Below are 19,212 nucleotides of genomic sequence, written 5' to 3' on the forward strand. Positions count from 1 at the left end.
GGAGAGACGAAGCGATGGAAAAAAGACGAGTTGTCGTGACCGGGATGGGGGCTGTCACCCCACTCGGCAATGACGTCGAAACAACATGGAAAAACATCATTGCCGGTCAGTCTGGCATCGATATTGTCACTCGTGTCAATCCCGACGATTTTCCAGCGAAAGTGGCGGCGGAAGTCAAAGATTTTGACCCGACGGTGTTTATGGATCGCCGCGAGGCACGGAAGATGGATCGTTTTACACAATACGCCGTGGCCGCAGCGCTTATGGCGGTGAAAGACGCCAATCTGGAAATCAATGAACAAAACGCTGAACGAGTCGGTGTCTGGATCGGATCTGGTATCGGCGGGATGGAGACGTTTGAGCAACAGTTTGAAACTTTCCAGAAACGCGGCTACCGTCGGGTGAGCCCGTTTTTCGTGCCGATGATGATTCCGGATATGGCGGCTGGACAAGTGTCGATCATTCTCGGGGCAAAGGGAATCAATTCGTGCACAGTCACTGCTTGCGCGACTGGAGCCAATTCGATCGGCGACGCGTTTAAAGTCATTCAGCGCGGTGATGCCGACGTGATGATCACTGGCGGAGCCGAAGCGCCGATTACGACAATGTCGTTTGCCGGCTTTTGTGCGAACACAGCGCTCTCGACGAATCCAGATCCGAAAACGGCAAGCCGCCCGTTTGATAAAAACCGTGACGGATTTGTCATGGGCGAAGGAGCAGGCATCATCGTTCTTGAAGAGTTGGAGCACGCGTTGCGTCGCGGAGCGCCGATTTATGCCGAAATTGTTGGCTACGGCGCCACCGGAGATGCTTACCATATTACGGCGCCGGCGCCGGGCGGTGAAGGGGGCGTGCGGGCGATGCGCCAAGCGCTCCATGACGCTGGCTTGCAGCCGGAGGAGATCGACTATATTAATGCCCACGGCACAAGCACAGAGTACAATGATAAGTATGAGACGTTTGCCATTAAAGAAGTGTTCGGTGATCATGCGTATAAGCTCGCCGTCAGCTCAACGAAGTCGATGACCGGCCACTTGCTTGGGGCGACCGGTGCGGTGGAAGCTATTTTCTCGGTGTTGACGATTCGCGATGGTATCATTCCGCCGACGATCAACTACGAAACGCCAGATCCGGAATGCGATCTTGACTATGTGCCGAATGAAGCACGCAAGCAAGAAGTGCGCGCAGTCTTAAGCAACTCATTTGGATTTGGCGGCCATAACGCGACATTGATTTTCAAAAAATATGTGTGACGAACGGAAATGAGAGCCTTCGGTTGAACGAAGCTGCCCCCGTTAGGCATAACTAACGAGCGGCAGTTCGTTCAAAGCGAGGCTCTTTTTTGATTGGCGCATCCCGCTCTGTTTCCGCCTTTGTTCACCGTCTTTTCTTCTCCAACATAATGTAAGAGGGAGGGGAGGAGAGACGATGGGACTGTTCCCAACTGACCGGTGGCTCGAACAAGACCAGGGGGATCCGCTTCGGCTATGCGCACGGTTGGTTCCGTTTTTTGGGGATGCGTCAGCGCGTGATATTCATCAATATTTGCGTCTGTATGGCATGTATCGAAGTGCTCGGCAAGCCGTTCGGCTTTTGCCGGACATGAAGGCACAGCGTCTATGGGAGCGGGTCGGCCGCCAATATGACCGGCAGCGCGCGGCATGGGACGGACCGGACGTTCCGGTGTTTTTGCTGCCGGCGGATGATGAGAACCCGAAACTTGCGCGTGAGTTTCACGGAAAAGGCGGCGTGGCATTTGCCGATAAGCTGTTTTTCTTTTTGCTGTCCGATCATCGTGACGACGAGATTGCTGCGCTCGTAGCGCACGAATACAATCATGTCTGCCGACTGCAAAAACTGCCGGATGGCGGCAAAGAAGCGACGCTGTTGGATGCCGTGATTATGGAAGGGCTGGCAGAACATGCGGTTGCTGAGACGGTCGGTGCCGAGAAGTGCGCAAGCTGGACGGCGTACTATACAGATTGGGAGTTAGAGCGATTTTGGCGCCGCTACATCGCTCCAAACCAAGACGTGGCCGTTTCGCATCCACTTAGCACCCGGATTTTGTACGGGATTGGTTGGTATCCGAAAATGGGCGGCTATGCGGTGGGACACGCCATCGTTCAGCGCTGCCTTGGGCGGGGGCATTCATTGACGAAACTGATGGCGATGGAGGCGAAACAAATCGTTGCTTTAGCTGGTTTTGACATCATCAAATAAACAGGTTGTCCATCGGGGCGGCAAACGAACAGTCATGTTGTCCACCAGGCCGACATATATGTAGAGCAAGGAAGTGGACAAGAAGGAAGGGAAGCCCGATGGTCCGCCTGTTTTTTTATTTGGTCGGTTTCGGTTTTTCGGTCGTGGGCGGTATGGTTATTATCGCGTATTTAAACATTATTACCCCGGAACGAGGCTTCAGTGACTATATGGTTTATATCGCGACAAGAGCAGAATGTTATTTATTGCCGCTTGGTTTGCTTTTGATGTGGGGAAGTTTGTCGTTTCCAGGCCGTAGCTCATAGAGGGGAAAAGAGGGCGAAATGGAATAAAATTCTGCCCCTCTGCCTATACTGATGGACAAACACGTCTGGAAGTGAGGGGTATTACATGCTTTACTTGCATGACATTTGGGTGAACTGGTTTGAAGGCGAGGAGAATGGATACAACGTCTGCCATTTCCATGAATGGCGCAAAGACGATCAAATCGAGCTGCTTGACCAGGTACCGCTTTTAAAAGTGTCCCCGGCTTTGTTCCATTATATTGAAAACAGCTTGTCCGACCTTCCGAAACCGCTTTTAGACGATGTTTATCAAAAAGCGTATATCCGCAAAAACCATGAACGCATCCAGCTGGACTATTGTTTCATCGTGACGGATGGGGTCGGCATTTTGGCCGTCGATACGATCGGATACCACATTCCGATCCGTAAAAGTCGGCTCATTCCGCGGCAAGAGCAACTTGTTTACGAAATGGCAGCCGAGGCAGAGGAACAAAAATATCCGTTGCCAAAGTATGAAAAAGAATATCATATTTTATCACCGGCCCCGGAACTGATGTGCGGGCTAACGCGGAAGGAGCGGCAGCTGAAACAATTGCTGTTTATGGCGCTCGATCAGCTGTATTCAACGAAAAACAGTGCGGAAGTGCGCTATTGGTATACAGAGTGGGCACCGGAAAAGTATTCGGACATTCAAAAAATGTCGTTTGAAGAAGCATGGGAACGGTTGTATGAAGAAACAAAATACGGTTGGTCGGAACGCCACGAGCAGTTGTGCGAAAACTTGATTAAAGGTCAGCCATTTTTTGAGAAGCTTTGGGAAACACAGCAAGAACCGAAAGTGAATTAAAAAACGGGCAGGCGCCTCGTGCCTGCCCGTTTTTGTATGGCTGCATTATGCTGATTTTTTACCGACGCCGCCCAAGCCCCATGGCTTGTTCCATTTTGCGCACCATTTCCGAGGCGACACGGTTCGCTTTTTCCGCCCCTTCGTCTAGGACGCGGTCGAGCTCTTCACTTTCGAGCCAATGATAATACCGCTCTTGGATCGGTTGGAGCGTTTCAATGACCACTTGGGCCAAATCGGATTTAAAGACCCCGTATCCTTTTCCTTCGTATTGCCGCTCAAGTTCGTCAATCGGCTGACCCGATAAAATCGAATAAATGTTGAGCAAGTTCGAAATGCCCGGTTTCGCTTCCTTGTCATAGCGAATCGTTCCTTCTGAATCGGTCACAGCACTTTTAATTTTCTTTTCAATCGTTTTGGCGTCGTCAAGCAGCGTAATAAACGATTTCGGGTTTGGGTCAGATTTGCTCATTTTTTTCGTCGGATCGGTAAGCGACATAATGCGGGCGCCGATTTTCGGGATGCGCGCTTCCGGGATAGTGAACAGCTCGCCGTACCGTTTGTTGAAGCGCTCAGCTAAATCGCGCGTCAGCTCGATGTGCTGCTTTTGGTCTTCGCCGACTGGGACAATGTCCGTGTTGTAAAGCAAAATGTCGGCTGCCATAAGCGGTGGATACGTGAGCAACCCGGCACTGACCGCCTCTTTACCGGCTGATTTGTCTTTAAACTGCGTCATCCGCTCCAGTTCGCCGATATAGACGATGCATTGCAGCATCCAAGCCGCTTGGGCGTGCGCCGGCACCTCCGATTGAACGAACAGCGTCGCCTGTTTAGGATCGATGCCGACTGCCAAATATAAGGCAGCGAGACGGCGAATGTTTTGTTGCAGTTCGTTCGGATTTTGCGGAACAGTAATGGCATGTTGGTCGACAATGCAAAAATAGCAGTTGTACTCATGCTGCAGTTCGACAAATTGTCGCATCGCACCAATGTAGTTGCCAAGGGTAATGACGCCGCTTGGCTGAATGCCAGAAAAAATGGTTTTCATCTGCGATCACTCCTCCACCAAGAAAATAAAAAAGCCTACCGCCCCCTTTAATAGGGACGGTAGGACCGTGGTGCCACCCTACTTATTGCGCCTGATGCGCAATCGCTCAGCCCATGCTTTGCGCATGGCCCCCTGTAACGCGGGGAAACGTCCTCACCTACTGCATCGCTGGTTCAGCGGGAAGCTCGAAAGCCCATTCCATATGGCTAGCCGCTTGTTCGCACCACCCACAAGCTCTCTGAAGGCATCGCCATATGTACTCTTCTTTCTCATCGCCCATCTCGCTATTTGCTCTTTATTATATGAAAAACAACCAGCTGTTGCAACCTTATTGGATTGCATACCCGGCGGCGATCATGATGAGAAATAGAAAGAGACCGGAAAACAGCAGCGGGTAGGTGGCCACAAAGTGCCGCGGGCCACGCGATTCCTCTGTTTCCTGTTCCGAAGCCGCCTCTTCGAGATACTGTTCCGCCTTTGTTCCACTTTTGCGCCATCGGCGAAATCCGTAAGCAAATCCGCTGAAAAATCCGCGCTCGTAGACGAACAAAAGCCCGCCGAGCGACAGCGGAACAAGAGAGAGTAAAAAAGCCACGTTAATGAAGGCAACTGCTGTCCACGTCCCTTGCCAAGAAATGATCAGCCCGCTCGCTAGCAACATCGCGGCAATGAGCCATCCGGTTCGAACAGCAATCTGTTTCACGTCGTTTCTCCCGCCTTTCTGCTTGCCGATTTTATTGTACCATAAAACGATCAGGTGAAAAGATTGTTAAAAAAGTTATATCAAAAAATACACCTCTATCTTGGAAACAAAGGAGTAATTTGTTCTGGCGATGATAAAAAAAGGAAAAAAACTATATTGTAAGCGTTTTCTAAAGCATCTATAGAAATTTATTATTTACAAGGTTGGCAAAAGTTTGTACAATGCAATTAAGTCGATATTCCTATATTTTATAAGTAATTAGAAAACTTTTTATTGAATAAAACAAAAAATTCTTTTCAAATATATTAATAGTCGGTATAATAGGCTTGTAGGTACAATCTTCTGAAACCTAATAGTTCAGAAGATTTGTAATAAAATACATAAGTTTTAAGGGGGGTTTTTAGTGAAGAAGCGATTTTCTTTATTCCTCGTTCTGCTTCTCGCGCTGTCTACGTTCTTAGCAGCGTGTGGCGGGGGCGGGGACGACAAAGCCCAAGGCGGTGAAAGCGGCGAAAAGCCGGCGGAGAAGAAGGAGCAAGTGCTGAACTTGCTTGATTCTTCAGAAATTCCGTCGCTTGACTCAGCGCTCGCTACCGACCAAGTATCGTTTATCGTGTTGAACAACGTCATGGAAGGTCTGTACCGTTTAGGAAAAGACAACAAGCCGGTTCCTGGGGTGGCGGAAAGCCATGAGGTGAGCGAAGACGGCAAAACGTATACGTTCAAGCTTCGCAAAGATGCTAAATGGTCGAACGGTGACCCGGTGACGGCGCATGACTTTGTGTTCGCTTGGAAACGGGTGCTTGATCCGAAAACGAAGTCTGAATATGCGTACATCATGTACGACATTAAAAATGCGGAAGAAGTCAACACCGGCAAATTGCCAGTTGACCAGCTCGGTGTCAAAGCGCTTGACGACTACACGCTCCAAGTGGAGCTGAAAAACCCGGTTCCGTATTTCGTCAGCTTGACGGTATTCGGTTCGTTCATGCCGCAAAACGAAAAATTCGTGACAGCTCAAGGCGACAAGTACGGTTTGGAAGCGAACACGACGCTCTACAACGGTCCGTTCGTCTTAAGCGAATGGAAACACGAGCAAGGCTGGACATATGAGAAAAACCCGAATTACTGGGATAAAGATACAGTTAAGCTCGAAAAAATCAATGTGAAAGTCGTAAAAGACACCGCAACGGCTGTCAACTTGTATGAAACGAAACAAGTTGACCGTGTCGGTTTGTCGGCTGAATTTGTTGATAAGTATAAAAACGACAAAAACTTCAAAACGGAATTGGAGCCATCTCTCTTCTGGCTGCGCATGAACACGAAAAATGAGCCGTTAAACAATGTGAATGCGCGCAAAGCAATTGCGATGGCCATCGACCGCCAAGCAATGGTGGATACGCTGCTTAACAACGGTTCGATTGTAGCGAACTTTACTGTCCCGAAAGATTTCGTTACAGGCCCGGATGGCAAAGACTTCCGCGATGCAAACGGTGACTTAGTGTCGTACAATGTGGACGAAGCGAAAAAACTGTGGGAGCAAGCGAAAAAAGAGCTTGGCAAAGACAATTTCACGATTGAGCTGTTAAACTATGACAGCGACAGCTCGAAGAAAATTGGCGAGTACATCAAAGAAGAATTGGAGAAAAACTTGGAGGGCTTGACGGTCAACATTAAACAGCAACCGTTCCAACAAAAACTTGACCTCGAAAGCAAAATGCAATTTGACTTGTCATTCTCTGGTTGGGGTCCGGACTATCAAGACCCGATGACGTTCCTTGATTTGTGGACGACAAATAACCCGCACAACCAAACGGGTTGGTCGAATGCTGAATACGACAAGTTGATTAAAGATGCAAAAACAACGTTGCTTGGCGATTTGCAAGCTCGTTGGGATGCGATGCTGAAAGCAGAAAAGATCGTCTTTGAAGAAATGCCGATTGCTCCGCTCTATCAGCGTGGCCTCGCTTACCTAGAACGCGAGTATGTAAAAGATATCATTACTCACCCGTTTGGCGGCGACTACAGCTACAAATGGGCCTATATCGAGTAATTCGTTTTCTAAAGAATGCCAAGGAGAGTATATGCGAGGGCATATACTCTCTTTTTGGCTGTCAAGGCGAAAAATGTCGAAAAAAGCAAAATGTTAAGAGATTATTAACAGTAAAGTTTAGGAAATCAATAGGGGAGGTGCAGCCATGGCGCGGTATACGATTCAACGGATCGTGTATATGGTGATTACGTTGTTCATTATTGCCACCCTGACGTTCTTTTTAATGAAGCTGTTGCCTGGTTCGCCGCTGCAAAACCAGGAAAAATTGACGCCAGAACAGCGGGCGCTCATTTTAAAAGAATATGGGTTGGATAAGCCAGTGCCTGTGCAGTACGTGCAATATTTAGGCAATTTGTTGCAAGGGGATTTAGGGGTTTCGTTCCAGTACGACAACCGTCCAGTGACAGAATTGATCGGTGACCGGATCGGCCCATCGGCCCAGCTAGGGTTTCAAGCGATTGTGTTTGGCACGATTGTCGGATTAGTGCTTGGTATTTTTGCAGCTATTCGTCATAACAGTTGGGAAGACTATACGGCCACGGTCATTGCTGTCATCGGAATTTCCGTTCCGTCGTTTGTGTTGGCTGGATTTTTGCAATATTTTATCGGCGTGAAGCTACAGTGGCTGCCGGTCGCTTTTTGGGAAGGGTTTAAATATACGATCATGCCGACATTGGCGCTATCCGTCGGTGTTATTGCCAACATCGCCCGTTTTATGCGGACTGAAATGCTTGAAGTGTTAAGTTCTGATTACATTTTAACGGCTCGGGCAAAAGGGATTAGCAATGCCGGGGTTGTGGTTAAGCACGCCATCCGCAATTCGCTTATCCCCGTGATCACCATTCTCGGTCCGATGGCCGTGAACTTGATGACAGGGACGCTCGTTATTGAGAAAATTTTTGCGGTTCCAGGGCTTGGTGAGCAGTTTGTTCGTTCCATCGAGTTGAACGACTATCCGGTCATTATGGGAACGACGTTGTTTTACTCGGCATTATTAATCTTTGTCATTTTTATCGTGGACATCCTCTATGGAATTGTTGATCCACGCATCCGGTTAGCGGGAGGGAAGAAATAATGGCGAAACAACAATACGATCAGCTTTCACCGGAATGGTTTCAGCCCGCCCCGCCGAACGTCGGCGAACAAGAAAAAATCAATCGTCCAAGCTTGACGTTTTGGCATGACGTATGGCTTCGCCTGCGTGAAAACAAAGCGGCGATCGCCGGGATGATCATGATTGTCATTTTGGCTTTACTGGCGATTTTTGCGCCGATGGCCAGTGAACGTTCATATAAAGCACAAAACTTAAGCCATGCGAAACTGCCGCCGAAAGTCCCGGTTTTGGAGAATATTAGCTGGCTTAATTTAGATGGAAAAGACCCTAATGGCGTCGACGTCTATAAAGAGCGCGGCGTCAAAGAGTACTACTGGTTTGGTACCGATGATTTAGGCCGCGACTTATGGGTGAGAACGTGGTATGGCACCCGCATTTCGCTTTACATAGGATTACTCGCTGCTGTGATTGATTTGTTTATCGGCATTGCCTACGGCGGTATTTCCGGTTATTACGGCGGCCGTGTCGATAACGCAATGCAGCGGGTCATTGAGATTTTAAACGGTATTCCGTATTTGATCGTCGTTATTTTATTTATCTTAATTTTTGAGCCGGGGATTATTTCGATTACACTGGCGATGGTCATCACCGGTTGGACGACGATGGCGCGTATTGTGCGCGGGCAAATTTTGAAGCTAAAAAACATGGAATATGTGCTCGCTGCACGGACGCTAGGAGCGTCTAACTCACGGCTCATTTTTAAACATTTGATTCCGAACGTCATGGGCCCGATTATTATTACGACAATGTTTACGATTCCATCGGCCATTTTTACGGAGGCGTTTTTGAGCTTTATCGGCCTTGGTATCCGTCCGCCGGAAGCATCGCTCGGCTCACTCGTTAACGAAGGGTATAAGTCCATTCAAACGTACCCGCATTTAATTATTATCCCGTCGATCGTCATTAGCTTGCTTATTCTGAGCTTCAACCTTGTCGCTGACGGGCTGCGCGATGCGCTTGACCCGAAAATGCGCAAATAATGGATGGAAGGGGTGAAAACGATGGAGAAAATTTTACAAGTGAACGATTTACACATTTCCTTCGATATCCATGCCGGCGAGGTGCAAGCGGTCCGCGGTGTGACGTTTGATTTGTATAAAGGGGAAACGTTGGCGATCGTCGGTGAGTCGGGATCTGGAAAATCGGTGACATCGAAAGCGCTCATGCGCTTGTTGCCGACGCCGCCAAGCCGCATTAAACAAGGGGAAATTTTATTTGAAGGAAAAGACTTGACGAAGCTGACGGACAAGGAAATGCAGGAGATTCGCGGGAAAAAAATCTCGATGATTTTCCAAGACCCGATGACATCGCTCAATCCAACGATGACGATCGGAAAACAAATTATGGAAGCCATTTTAAAACATCAAAATTTATCAAAAGATGAGGCACGCAAACGGGCGATCGAGCTGTTGCAACTTGTCGGCATTAAAAACGCCGAATTGCGCATGAAACAATATCCGCATCAATTTTCCGGCGGAATGCGTCAGCGCGTTGTGATCGCTATAGCGTTAGCGTGCAACCCGAAAATTTTAATTGCTGATGAGCCGACGACCGCGCTTGATGTAACGATTCAAGCACAAATTTTGGAACTCATGAAAGACCTTCAGAAAAAGCTTGGCATGTCGATCATTTTTATTACCCATGATTTAGGAGTCGTTGCTAACATGGCCGATCGTGTGGCGGTCATGTACGCTGGTAAAATCGTCGAAATGGGCACGGTTGATGAAATTTTTTACAATCCGAAGCATCCGTACACATGGGGTCTGCTTGCGTCGATGCCGAGCCTTGACCATAAAGATACCGAGCTGTATTCGATCCCGGGTTCGCCGCCAGATTTGTTAAACCCGCCAAAAGGTGATGCCTTCGCGCCGCGCAACCCGTACGCGTTAAAAATCGACTATGAGCTTGAGCCGCCGATGTTTCAAGTGTCGGACACGCATTATGCGGCGACATGGCTGTTGCACGAGCTGGCGCCGAAAGTTGAACCGCCGGCCATTGTGCGCGAACGGATGAAACAGTTTGCTGACATCGTTGCCCGGAAAGGAGGCAAACCGCGTGGCTAAACAAAAACTGCTTGAAGTGAAAAACTTAAAACAATACTTCCCAGCCGGCCGCGGTGAAGTCGTCAAAGCAGTCGACGGGGTGACCTTTGACATTTATAAAGGAGAAACGTTCGGCCTTGTCGGAGAGTCGGGCTGCGGCAAGTCGACAACAGGGCGGACGATCATTCGGTTATATGATGCGACAGACGGGGAAGTGCTGTTTAACGGCGTCAGTGTGCACGGAAAAAAATCAAAAAAAGAGCTAAAAGAGTTAAACCGGAAAATGCAAATGATTTTCCAAGACCCGTATGCCTCCCTCAACCCGCGAATGACGGTTGCTGATATTATTGCCGAGGGCATTGATATCCATGGGCTGGCAAAAACAAAAGAAGAGCGGATGCAGCGCGTCTATGAGTTGCTCGAGACGGTCGGCTTAAACCGTGAGCATGCCAGTCGTTATCCGCACGAGTTTTCCGGCGGTCAGCGCCAGCGGATTGGTATCGCCCGAGCGCTCGCGGTCGAACCGGAATTCATCATCGCCGACGAGCCGATTTCCGCCCTTGATGTATCGATCCAAGCGCAAGTCGTAAACTTGTTGAAGCGACTGCAACGCGAAAAAGGGTTGACGTATTTATTTATTGCCCATGATCTATCGATGGTGAAGTACATCAGCGACCGGATCGGAGTCATGTATTTCGGGAAAATGGTCGAGCTCGCCGAGTCGGAAGAGTTGTACCGCAACCCGATCCATCCGTATACAAAAGCGTTGCTCTCCGCGATTCCGCTTCCGGATCCGGAAACGGAGCGAACGCGCAAACGGATCGTCTACGACCCCGCGCAGCATGGTTATAAAGACGGGGAAGAACTCGAATTTCGCGAAATTACGCCAGGGCATTTCGTGCTTTGCTCAGAAGAAGAGTATAAGCGGTATCGGGCGATGTATGCCTAAACAGCGCGATTGACTGAAAGGGACTGTTCCTATGAGCACGAAAAAGCGCCGTCTCTTCACCGACGCTTGATGCGAACGGAGAAGCAGGCGGCGCAATATTATACACTTGTTTCTGGCGTTATTTTTTTCCTCCGACGAAATTCCACCCTTGCTGGATGCGGCGTGAAGCCTCAACATGTTTCTCTCTCTTGTTTCGGCCGAATAACCGTTCTCCAATCGTGTTGCTCATGCTCCCCATCAAGGCAGTGATGCCGACGATCAGTGCTGAAGCAATGACAAAGTCAACAAAATAGTCGGCCATATGTTCTTCCTCCCTTTTTCTCTTCTATTTTGATTGTAGAGGATTTTCCTCCCTATTGGAAGGGGGGCAAAGAAAATTGCATTAATCGTTGAAAAACTATATCTTTTTCCGTGGATTTATTGTATAATATATCATGTTAAAGTCATTTCAATTTGTAAATGATTAACAAGACGGCCGGCCACTAGGCAGGTGGTATAGGCCGTATCACTATGCCGTCAAGCGTATGAAAGTGGCATAGTTGTATGCGCCCGTCAGCTGACGGGCGGGGGAAGCAAGGGATTCCTTGTAAAAAGGAGTGATCAAAATGGTCAAGCTATACACATCACCGAGTTGCACGTCGTGCCGGAAGGCGAAGGCGTGGCTCGAGAAGCATGATATTCCTTATGTTGAACGCAATATTTTCTCCGAGCCGCTCACGGTCGAGGAGATTAAGGAAATTTTACGGATGACGGAAACGGGGACAGATGAAATCATCTCGACCCGTTCGAAAGTGTTCCAAAAGCTGAACATTAACCTCGAATCCTTACCGTTGCAAGATTTGTACGAGCTTATTCAAAAAAACCCGGGCATTTTGCGCCGGCCGATCATCATCGATGAAAAACGACTTCAAGTCGGTTATAACGAAGATGAAATCCGCCGCTTCCTACCGCGCAAAGTGCGTGCGTATCAGCTCCGCGAAGCGCAGCGGTTAGTGAATGGATGATAAAAACTTCTACATGGCTTGCCATGTAGAAGTTTTTTATCAATGTCTAATCATCGCCATTTGACCGTGCGTGTTCGACGGTTGGCCGCAAAGCCGAGCAGAACGGCAAGAATGGCCCCTGAGAGCGGGAAGAAGAGTTCCCAACGCGGATCGTAAAACGGGCGCAGCTGTTCTTCGGCGGCGATCATTTTTCCAGCAGTATAGGCCAATAAGGCGCCGCCGATATAAATGAGAGGCGGGAATCGCTCCATGGCATAAAGGATGATTTTGCTGCCTAAAATGATGATAGGAACGGAGCAAAGAAAGCCGAAGACGACAAGCTCGAGATGCCCTTGGGCCGCTCCGGCAATGGCGATGACGTTGTCCATGCCCATGACGACATCGGCGACAACGATTGTCCGGACAGCTTTCCAAAGCGATGGTTCAGCTTTAATCGCAGCCTGTTTTTCGTCTTTTTGCCTGATAAGCTTTAAGGCGATCCAAAAGAGGATAAGGCCGCCAACAAGCTGTAAAAACGGAATCGTCAATAGCCAAACAACGGCTGCCGTCAATAAAATACGGACGGCGATCGCCAACGCCGTGCCAAGGACGATGGCGATATTCCGTTTTTGTTCCGGCAAGTTGCGGCTCGCTAACGCAATGACAACCGCATTGTCCCCACCTAGAATGACATCGATGCCGATGATTAATAAGATCGATACGATATATTCATCCACCATAGGCGTCCCTCATTCCGTCCGTGTTCATCACCATTATAGTAGGGCATGGCCGGTTTCATAACCAATTTTTAAAAACGCGTTTTTTTATTTCCCTTCTTTCGCTTTTTATCATAAAATATAAATTACAAGATATGAGTTTTCATTATAAATAAAATGTTTGAGGGCACGATCCCTTCCCTTTTTTATTTCTTTGTTTAGAAGGGAGAGTTGAGAAGATGGAAATCGAACGTATCAATGATCATACGGTGAAATTTTACATTTCGTATGTTGATATAGAGGAGCGCGGTTTTGACCGTGAAGAAATTTGGTATAATCGGGAACGAAGCGAAGAACTATTTTGGGAAATGATGGATGAGGTCCATAGCGAAAGTGATTTTTCGCTCGACGGTCCGCTTTGGATTCAAGTGCAAGCATTGGAAAAAGGGCTTGAAGTTGTCGTGACGAAAGCGCAGTTGTCCAAAGACGGGAGTAAGCTTGAGTTGCCGCTTCCGGAAGAAAGATGGCGTGAGTTTTCACTGTCAGCCGATGAGAAGCTTGAGTCGTTGCTCAGCCATCATTTCCATTTTGGACGAAACAATGACGCCGAAGACGGCCAGGAGCAAGACGTTCTTCAATTTGTCATTTCGTTTAAAGACATCGAAGACGTGATCTCCTTGGCACATCGCGCTGATTTTTCCGGCCTGTCGAACCGCCTGTTCCAGTTTGAAGGGCGTTACTATTTGTTTGTCGAATTTGGTGAACAATATACTGAGCATGACATAGACAATATGCTCAGCCTTCTGTTGGAATACGGGAACGATTCGCAGCTGACGATTTATCGTCTAGAAGAATACGGGACCGAGATTATGAGTGATAATGCGCTTGAAACAGTAAAAAGATATTTTCCGGCCCCATAACGTCTCCATACCGCCGATTTCGCTGCCAGAAATCGGCGTTTTCTTCGTTAATGAAGGGAAGGGTAGCCATCATGAAAAGCAGGTGGAGGGGTTTCGTTGAGAAACACATCTAGAGTGGCGATTCTCATCGTCATTGTCGGTGTACTGCTGACATTGACGCACGATTATTGGGGAGGAAAGCTGCTTGGCATTTTTAGTGTGCTCATCTCTTGTTCAGTGGTATTTATCGCATTTGTCATTTCACTCGAGAATCGAAAACCAGCGCAAACGATCGCTTGGCTGGCAGTGTTAGGCAGCTTTCCGTTTCTTGGATTTTTATTTTATTTATTGTTTGGGCGTAACTATTGGCAACAGCGGCGCTTTAAAAAGAAAGCTGAATCTGATGAAGCAGTGTTGCTGAAGTTTCAAGAGCCGTCGCCGATCGCCATAGAGCGGCTGCCGATGGCACCCCATCAGCGCCCGTTGTTGCATCTTGCCTATCGCATCGGCCAACATCCAGTTTCATTGGCGTCACAAACGGCGGTGTTGACGAACGGCGAAGAGACGTTTGCCGCGATTTTTGACGAGTTGGAAAAAGCACAGCACCATATTCATTTGGAATACTATATCGTCCGTCATGACGAAATCGGTCAAAAACTGAAACATGTCCTGATGGAAAAGGCGTGCCAAGGTGTGCATGTTCGCTTTTTGTATGACGCTGTCGGAAGCTGGAAGCTGTCGAACGCATACATTGAAGAGCTGCGTGCAGCTGGGGTGGAGATGATTCCGTTTTCACCGGTGCGTCTGCCCTTTTTGAGCAACCAAATCAACTTCCGCAACCACCGAAAAATTATTGTCATCGACGGAGGCGTCGGCTTTGTCGGCGGGCTGAACATCGGTGATGAATATTTGGGAAAAGACGAATATTTTGGGTTTTGGCGTGATACCCATTTGTTGATTCGAGGCGAGGCTGTTCGGACGCTGCAACTTATTTTCTTGCAAGACTGGTATTATATGACGGGAGAGCGATTGTTGACGCCGGAATATTTATCACCACCGCTCATTGTCGAGGAAGGCCAGGGCGGGGTGCAGCTCATTGCCGGCGGGCCGGATCAAAAGTGGGAAGTGATTAAACAGTTGTATTTTGCCATGATTACGTCAGCGAAACGGTCGATTTGGGTCGCCTCGCCGTACTTTGTTCCGGATGAAGACATTTTAACGGCGCTGAAAGTGGCGGCACTAAGTGGCATCGACGTCCGCCTGCTGGCACCGAAGCGCCCGGACAAAAAAATCGTCTTTTACGCCTCGCGCTCGTACTTCCCAGAACTGTTGGAAGCCGGAGTGAAAATTTACGAGTACGAAAAAGGGTTTTTGCACAGCAAGGTGATCGTCGTCGATGGAGAGCTTGCCTCGATTGGCACGGCAAACATGGATATGCGCAGCTTTCATTTAAACTTTGAAGTGAACGCGTTTTTGTATTATACGGACAGCACAAACAAACTTGTGAACGATTTTTTGGAAGATTTCCGTCATGCTTCCCCAATTGATTATGTACAGTTCCAGCAGCGCCCATTCCGGGTGCGGATTGTTGAATCGGTTTCGCGCCTGCTGTCGCCGCTATTGTAACGATATGTTTTGAGTGCTTGAGATGCAAGTCCGCCGGCTTGGCGGGCTTTTTTTATTGGCCTGTTCCCCATCGGCAGGAAAAACGTGGACGTTTGCCGAAACAATAAACGGACGAAGGCCGACAATAAGAGAAAGGGAGGGGGTTTCTTGTTTGTCGCCATCTCAGCCGATGGCCGGACGATTTCGCTTGCTGGGGTGGAACGGTGGAACCGGGAGCGGCTTATGCAGCTGAGAAACGGTGAACCGTTTTTTTGTCCCGCCTGTCGGAAAGAAGTTGTGTTGCGATCCGGCCGCCGTCGCCTGCCGCATTTCGCCCACCGGAAAGGCACGGTCTGCCCGTTCGAGCATGAACCGGAATCGGAGCGGCATTTAACCGGAAAGCGTGATTTGTTCACATGGCTCGTTCGTCAAGGGATTGAAGCGAAGCTTGAGCCATATTTGACCGCTATCGGGCAGCGTCCTGATGTGTTATTCCGTTATGGTCCCCGTCTGTATGCCCTCGAATATCAATGTTCCACGATTGATGAGTCGCTGTTTTACGAACGCAATGACGGCTACCGCCGCCTCGGCATCCATCCGCTTTGGGTGTTAGGGGCTCATCACTTACGACGCTCGCCGAAACGCCCGAATGAAGTGTCGCTCTCCCGCTTTCAATGGCTGTTTGCTCACCGCTTTTCGTTTTCTGCTGTCCCTCACATACGGTACTATAGTCCGGAAACGAAACGTTTCCTCTTTCTTTCCCGTCTTGTGCCGCTGTCGGTGCGCCGCACGTTGGTCACCGTCGATTCGCTTCCTCTTTCTTCACTGTCTTTCGCCACTTTGACTGCCTATGCGCAGCCGCTTCCGCCGACATTTTGGAAGCAATGGCTTGAAGGCAAGAAACAATGGCGCCAAACGTTCCCGCTTTATCCGAATAAGGTGACACGCCGCATTTGTGCTGATTTTTACCATGCTGGCATCGTTCCGTCGCTGTTTCCGATTGAAGCCGGCTGGCCATTGCCGCATGGTTATTTATGGGAAACAGCTCCGTTCATTTGGCAAACATACGTCCTTCTGCCGCTTCTTCGTCAGCAAGGGAAGCCAATGGCGCTGACGGCACTCTTCCGGTGGATTGACGAGAAAATCCGCACCGGGCTGCTCGCTCCACGTCGACTGCCTCTTGTCGGTCAGGACAATTACCGGCAGGCAGTCCATGAATATTTGCATTGGTTAAGTTTGCTCGGTTATCTTCGCTATGAGGGGAGAAGAAGGATTTGTTTGACTAAGCCGCTGTTGCTTCCAGCAACATTCGAAGACGTCATCCGCCAAGATGCAGTTTTTTTTGAGCAAATTTGCCAGACACCGACGCTTGCATCATATCGGACGATGCTTGAGTTTGGAGCTGACGTGAAAAATGAGCAAAAAACAGGAAAAGGGAGCGAAAATGGTGAATAATAATTCGTGTATCGATTGTTTAAGGAGGGACTATGACGGTGGAAGAGAATAAGGCAAAGAAATCGCTCCCGTCCCGGAGCGAAATCCCTGTCGAGGAAACGTGGCGGCTCGAGGACATTTTCCCAACCGATGATGCGTGGGAACAGGAGTTTCAGCAAGTAAAGGCGATGATTCCAAAAATCAGCGAATACAAAGGGCGGCTTGGCGAATCGCCGGAAGTGATGTATGAAGCGCTGCAATACCAAGATGAAGTATCGATGCGTCTCGGCAAGCTGTATACATACGCCCATATGCGCTATGACCAAGACACGACGAACTCGTTTTACCAAGGGCTCGACGACAGGGCGAAAGGGTTGTACAGCGAAGCATCGAGCGCGATGGCGTTTATCGTGCCGGAAATTTTAGCCATCGATGAAGCGGTGCTGCGTTCGTTTTTAGAGCAATACGAACCGCTTCGGCTGTATGAGCACGCGTTAGACGAAATCACGCGCCAGCGCCCGCACGTCTTGTCCGCTGAAGAAGAAGCGCTGTTGGCACAGGCTGCTGAGGTGATGCAGGCGACATCGTCGACGTTCAGTGCGTTAAACAACGCTGACTTAACGTTCCCGACGATTCGCGACGAAAATGGGGATGAAGTGGAAGTGACGCACGGCCGGTTTATCCGATTTTTAGAAAGTACCGACCGCCGCGTTCGTCGCGATGCGTTTCATGCAGTATACCATACGTACGAGAAGTTCCAGAACACGTTTGCCAACACACTTGCGGGCACGGTGAAAAAAGACAACTTTTTCGCTCGCGTCCGCCGCTACAAATCAGCACGAGAAGCGGCGTTAGATGCGAACAATATACCGGAAAGCGTCTATGATAATTTAATTGCCACAATTCATGAGCATTTACCGCTTTTGCACCGGTATGTGCGGCTGCGCAAAAGCGTACTAGGGCTTGACGAGCTGCATATGTATGACTTATATACTCCGCTCGTGCAAGATGTGAAAATGGAAGTGACATACGACGAAGCGAAGCAATATATGCTTGACGGGTTGGCGCCGCTTGGCGAGGAATATGTGTCGATCGTCAAAGAAGGGCTTGAGAATCGATGGGTCGATGTGCGCGAAAATAAAGGAAAGCGAAGTGGAGCCTATTCGTCAGGAGCGTATGGCACCCACCCGTATATTTTGCTGAACTGGCAAGATAATGTGAACAACTTGTTTACGCTCGTACATGAGTTCGGCCACTCAGTCCATAGTTACTATACGCGCAAAACGCAGCCGTATCCGTATGCTCATTATTCGATTTTTGTCGCTGAAGTGGCGTCGACATGCAATGAGGCATTGCTGAACGATTATTTGTTGAAAACGATCGATGATGAGAAAAAACGGCTATACTTGCTGAACCATTATCTTGAAGGATTCCGCGGTACCGTCTTTCGACAAACGATGTTTGCCGAATTCGAGCATTTGATCCATCTGAAGGCGCAAGAAGGAGAGGCGCTGACAGCACAGACGCTCACATCGCTCTATTATGACCTGAACAAAAAATATTTCGGCGATGATATGGTGGTTGATGAGGAAATTGGTCTTGAATGGGCGCGCATCCCGCATTTTTATTACAACTATTACGTATATCAATACGCGACCGGCTTCAGCGCGGCAACGGCGCTTAGCAAGCAGATTTTAGAGGAAGGCGAGCCGGCGGTGAAACGGTACATCGAGTTTTTAAAAGCCGGAAGCTCTGATTATCCGATTGAGGTGCTGAAAAAAGCTGGCGTCGATATGACGAGCGCTGAACCGATTCGTCAAGCGTGTCAAGTGTTTGCAGAGAAGTTGGAAGAAATGGAGCGCTTGCTTGGAAAATAAAGAGGATGTGGCGTTATGGCCACATCCGTTTGGATGAAAACCCTTTAAACTGATGGCGGCGGTTCCAAGCTGTCAATAACCCGAGCAATGTGAGAAACAAGAAAAGCATCGTCGCCCAAAGAGGGAGCAGTTGCATAAGTCCTAAAAGATTGAGGAAAAACGCAGTCACAACAGCCACGATCCAAAGGAATAAAACGATTCGTCTTTTCATAAACGCCTGCCCCTTTTCGTTTGCTTCTAATTGAATCATATGTGCATTGGCTATGTAATCATGACAAGTGTCAAAGGCGAGGCCAATTATGACAATAATGTGAACAAACGAGCAAAGCGGTTGTCAATTTGTGTGGCCATTTGTTAAGATAAAAGCGTGAACGGAAGACAAAACTGATACCCCTTTGTTTGACCGTGAACAATTTCTCCCATCCCCTTTGTTGTCTTGAC

The 19,212-nt window shown here is 48.7% G+C and carries 19 protein-coding genes and 1 other annotated feature; of the genes, 14 read left to right on the forward strand and 5 right to left on the reverse strand.

The window, feature by feature from the left end; all coding sequences use genetic code 11:
* Positions 1-14: 14 nt before the first annotated feature.
* From fabF to IC804_RS13915, 4 genes are all read left to right on the forward strand, one after another.
* Positions 15-1,253: a beta-ketoacyl-ACP synthase II gene (fabF, locus tag IC804_RS13900; RefSeq protein ID WP_011886935.1), complete on the forward strand. Its 1,239-nt coding sequence runs from the start codon at positions 15-17 to the stop codon at positions 1,251-1,253.
* 175 nt (positions 1,254-1,428) lie between these two features.
* Complete coding sequence (locus tag IC804_RS13905) at positions 1,429-2,220, forward strand: DUF2268 domain-containing putative Zn-dependent protease (RefSeq protein ID WP_011886936.1); 792 nt, start codon at positions 1,429-1,431, stop codon at positions 2,218-2,220.
* A 98-nt stretch (positions 2,221-2,318) separates the two neighbouring features.
* On the forward strand, positions 2,319-2,525 hold the full coding sequence (locus IC804_RS13910) for a YuzI family membrane protein (protein WP_008878980.1): 207 nt from the start codon (positions 2,319-2,321) through the stop codon (positions 2,523-2,525).
* Positions 2,526-2,610: 85 nt separating this feature from the next.
* A complete protein-coding gene (locus IC804_RS13915; RefSeq protein WP_008878979.1) occupies positions 2,611-3,351 on the forward strand; it encodes a YjbA family protein in 741 nt (246 codons plus the stop codon).
* Positions 3,352-3,409: 58 nt separating this feature from the next.
* On the opposite strand, the gene trpS is transcribed toward IC804_RS13915, so the two are convergent.
* The gene (gene trpS / locus IC804_RS13920) at positions 3,410-4,396 is read right to left on the reverse strand and encodes a tryptophan--tRNA ligase (protein WP_011886937.1); all 987 of its coding nucleotides are present in this window, start codon (positions 4,394-4,396) and stop codon (positions 3,410-3,412) included.
* A gap of 49 nt (positions 4,397-4,445) precedes the next feature.
* Positions 4,446-4,678 (reverse strand) — a binding site (T-box leader).
* Positions 4,679-4,724: 46 nt separating this feature from the next.
* Entirely contained in the window at positions 4,725-5,099 is a 375-nt protein-coding gene (locus IC804_RS13925) for a DUF3899 domain-containing protein (RefSeq protein ID WP_008878977.1), read from the reverse strand.
* A gap of 403 nt (positions 5,100-5,502) precedes the next feature.
* On the opposite strand from IC804_RS13925, the gene IC804_RS13930 reads away from it, so the two are divergent.
* The 5 genes from IC804_RS13930 to IC804_RS13950 all read left to right on the forward strand — a co-directional run bounded on the left by IC804_RS13930 (position 5,503) and on the right by IC804_RS13950 (position 11,257).
* On the forward strand, positions 5,503-7,152 hold the full coding sequence (locus tag IC804_RS13930) for a peptide ABC transporter substrate-binding protein (protein ID WP_029761526.1): 1,650 nt from the start codon (positions 5,503-5,505) through the stop codon (positions 7,150-7,152).
* 145 nt (positions 7,153-7,297) lie between these two features.
* Positions 7,298-8,227, forward strand: coding sequence for an oligopeptide ABC transporter permease (gene opp3b / locus IC804_RS13935; RefSeq protein WP_008878975.1), 930 nt, complete (start codon positions 7,298-7,300; stop codon positions 8,225-8,227).
* The gene (gene opp3C, locus IC804_RS13940; RefSeq protein ID WP_008878974.1) at positions 8,227-9,246 is read left to right on the forward strand and encodes an oligopeptide ABC transporter permease; all 1,020 of its coding nucleotides are present in this window, start codon (positions 8,227-8,229) and stop codon (positions 9,244-9,246) included. Before opp3b ends, opp3C begins: the two co-directional genes overlap by 1 nt.
* Before the next feature lie 21 nt (positions 9,247-9,267).
* Positions 9,268-10,329, forward strand: a complete 1,062-nt coding sequence (locus IC804_RS13945) for an ABC transporter ATP-binding protein (protein WP_008878973.1) — start codon at positions 9,268-9,270, stop codon at positions 10,327-10,329.
* Positions 10,322-11,257, forward strand: coding sequence for an ABC transporter ATP-binding protein (locus tag IC804_RS13950; protein WP_029761528.1), 936 nt, complete (start codon positions 10,322-10,324; stop codon positions 11,255-11,257). Before IC804_RS13945 ends, IC804_RS13950 begins: the two co-directional genes overlap by 8 nt.
* Positions 11,258-11,375: 118 nt before the next feature.
* On the opposite strand, the gene IC804_RS13955 is transcribed toward IC804_RS13950, so the two are convergent.
* The gene (locus IC804_RS13955; RefSeq protein WP_008878971.1) at positions 11,376-11,558 is read right to left on the reverse strand and encodes a hypothetical protein; all 183 of its coding nucleotides are present in this window, start codon (positions 11,556-11,558) and stop codon (positions 11,376-11,378) included.
* Positions 11,559-11,862: 304 nt separating this feature from the next.
* On the opposite strand from IC804_RS13955, the gene spxA reads away from it, so the two are divergent.
* Entirely contained in the window at positions 11,863-12,261 is a 399-nt protein-coding gene (spxA, locus tag IC804_RS13960; RefSeq protein WP_008878970.1) for a transcriptional regulator SpxA, read from the forward strand.
* A 50-nt stretch (positions 12,262-12,311) separates the two neighbouring features.
* On the opposite strand, the gene IC804_RS13965 is transcribed toward spxA, so the two are convergent.
* Positions 12,312-12,980 carry a TerC family protein gene (locus IC804_RS13965; RefSeq protein ID WP_081157052.1) on the reverse strand — a complete coding sequence of 223 codons (669 nt, stop codon included), beginning with the start codon at positions 12,978-12,980 and terminating at the stop codon, positions 12,312-12,314.
* Positions 12,981-13,195: 215 nt separating this feature from the next.
* Here IC804_RS13965 and mecA point away from each other — a divergent pair, with 215 nt between their 5' ends.
* The 4 genes from mecA (at position 13,196) to pepF (ending at position 18,771) form a co-directional block, all read left to right on the forward strand.
* Positions 13,196-13,876: an adaptor protein MecA gene (gene mecA, locus IC804_RS13970; RefSeq protein WP_008878968.1), complete on the forward strand. Its 681-nt coding sequence runs from the start codon at positions 13,196-13,198 to the stop codon at positions 13,874-13,876.
* Between the two features lie 96 nt (positions 13,877-13,972).
* Positions 13,973-15,481 (forward strand): cardiolipin synthase, encoded by a 1,509-nt coding sequence (gene cls / locus IC804_RS13975; protein WP_008878967.1) that lies wholly within the window; start codon positions 13,973-13,975, stop codon positions 15,479-15,481.
* A gap of 147 nt (positions 15,482-15,628) precedes the next feature.
* A complete protein-coding gene (locus IC804_RS13980) occupies positions 15,629-16,915 on the forward strand; it encodes a competence protein CoiA (RefSeq protein WP_035498520.1) in 1,287 nt (428 codons plus the stop codon).
* Between the two features lie 32 nt (positions 16,916-16,947).
* Positions 16,948-18,771: an oligoendopeptidase F gene (gene pepF / locus IC804_RS13985; protein WP_011886942.1), complete on the forward strand. Its 1,824-nt coding sequence runs from the start codon at positions 16,948-16,950 to the stop codon at positions 18,769-18,771.
* 13 nt (positions 18,772-18,784) lie between these two features.
* Here the strand turns inward: pepF and IC804_RS13990 are convergent, their stop codons facing one another.
* Complete coding sequence (locus IC804_RS13990) at positions 18,785-18,982, reverse strand: hypothetical protein (protein WP_011886943.1); 198 nt, start codon at positions 18,980-18,982, stop codon at positions 18,785-18,787.
* Positions 18,983-19,212 lie beyond the last annotated feature (230 nt).

Source organism: Geobacillus sp. 47C-IIb, assembly GCF_014679705.1.
Classification (GTDB): domain Bacteria; phylum Bacillota; class Bacilli; order Bacillales; family Anoxybacillaceae; genus Geobacillus; species Geobacillus thermodenitrificans.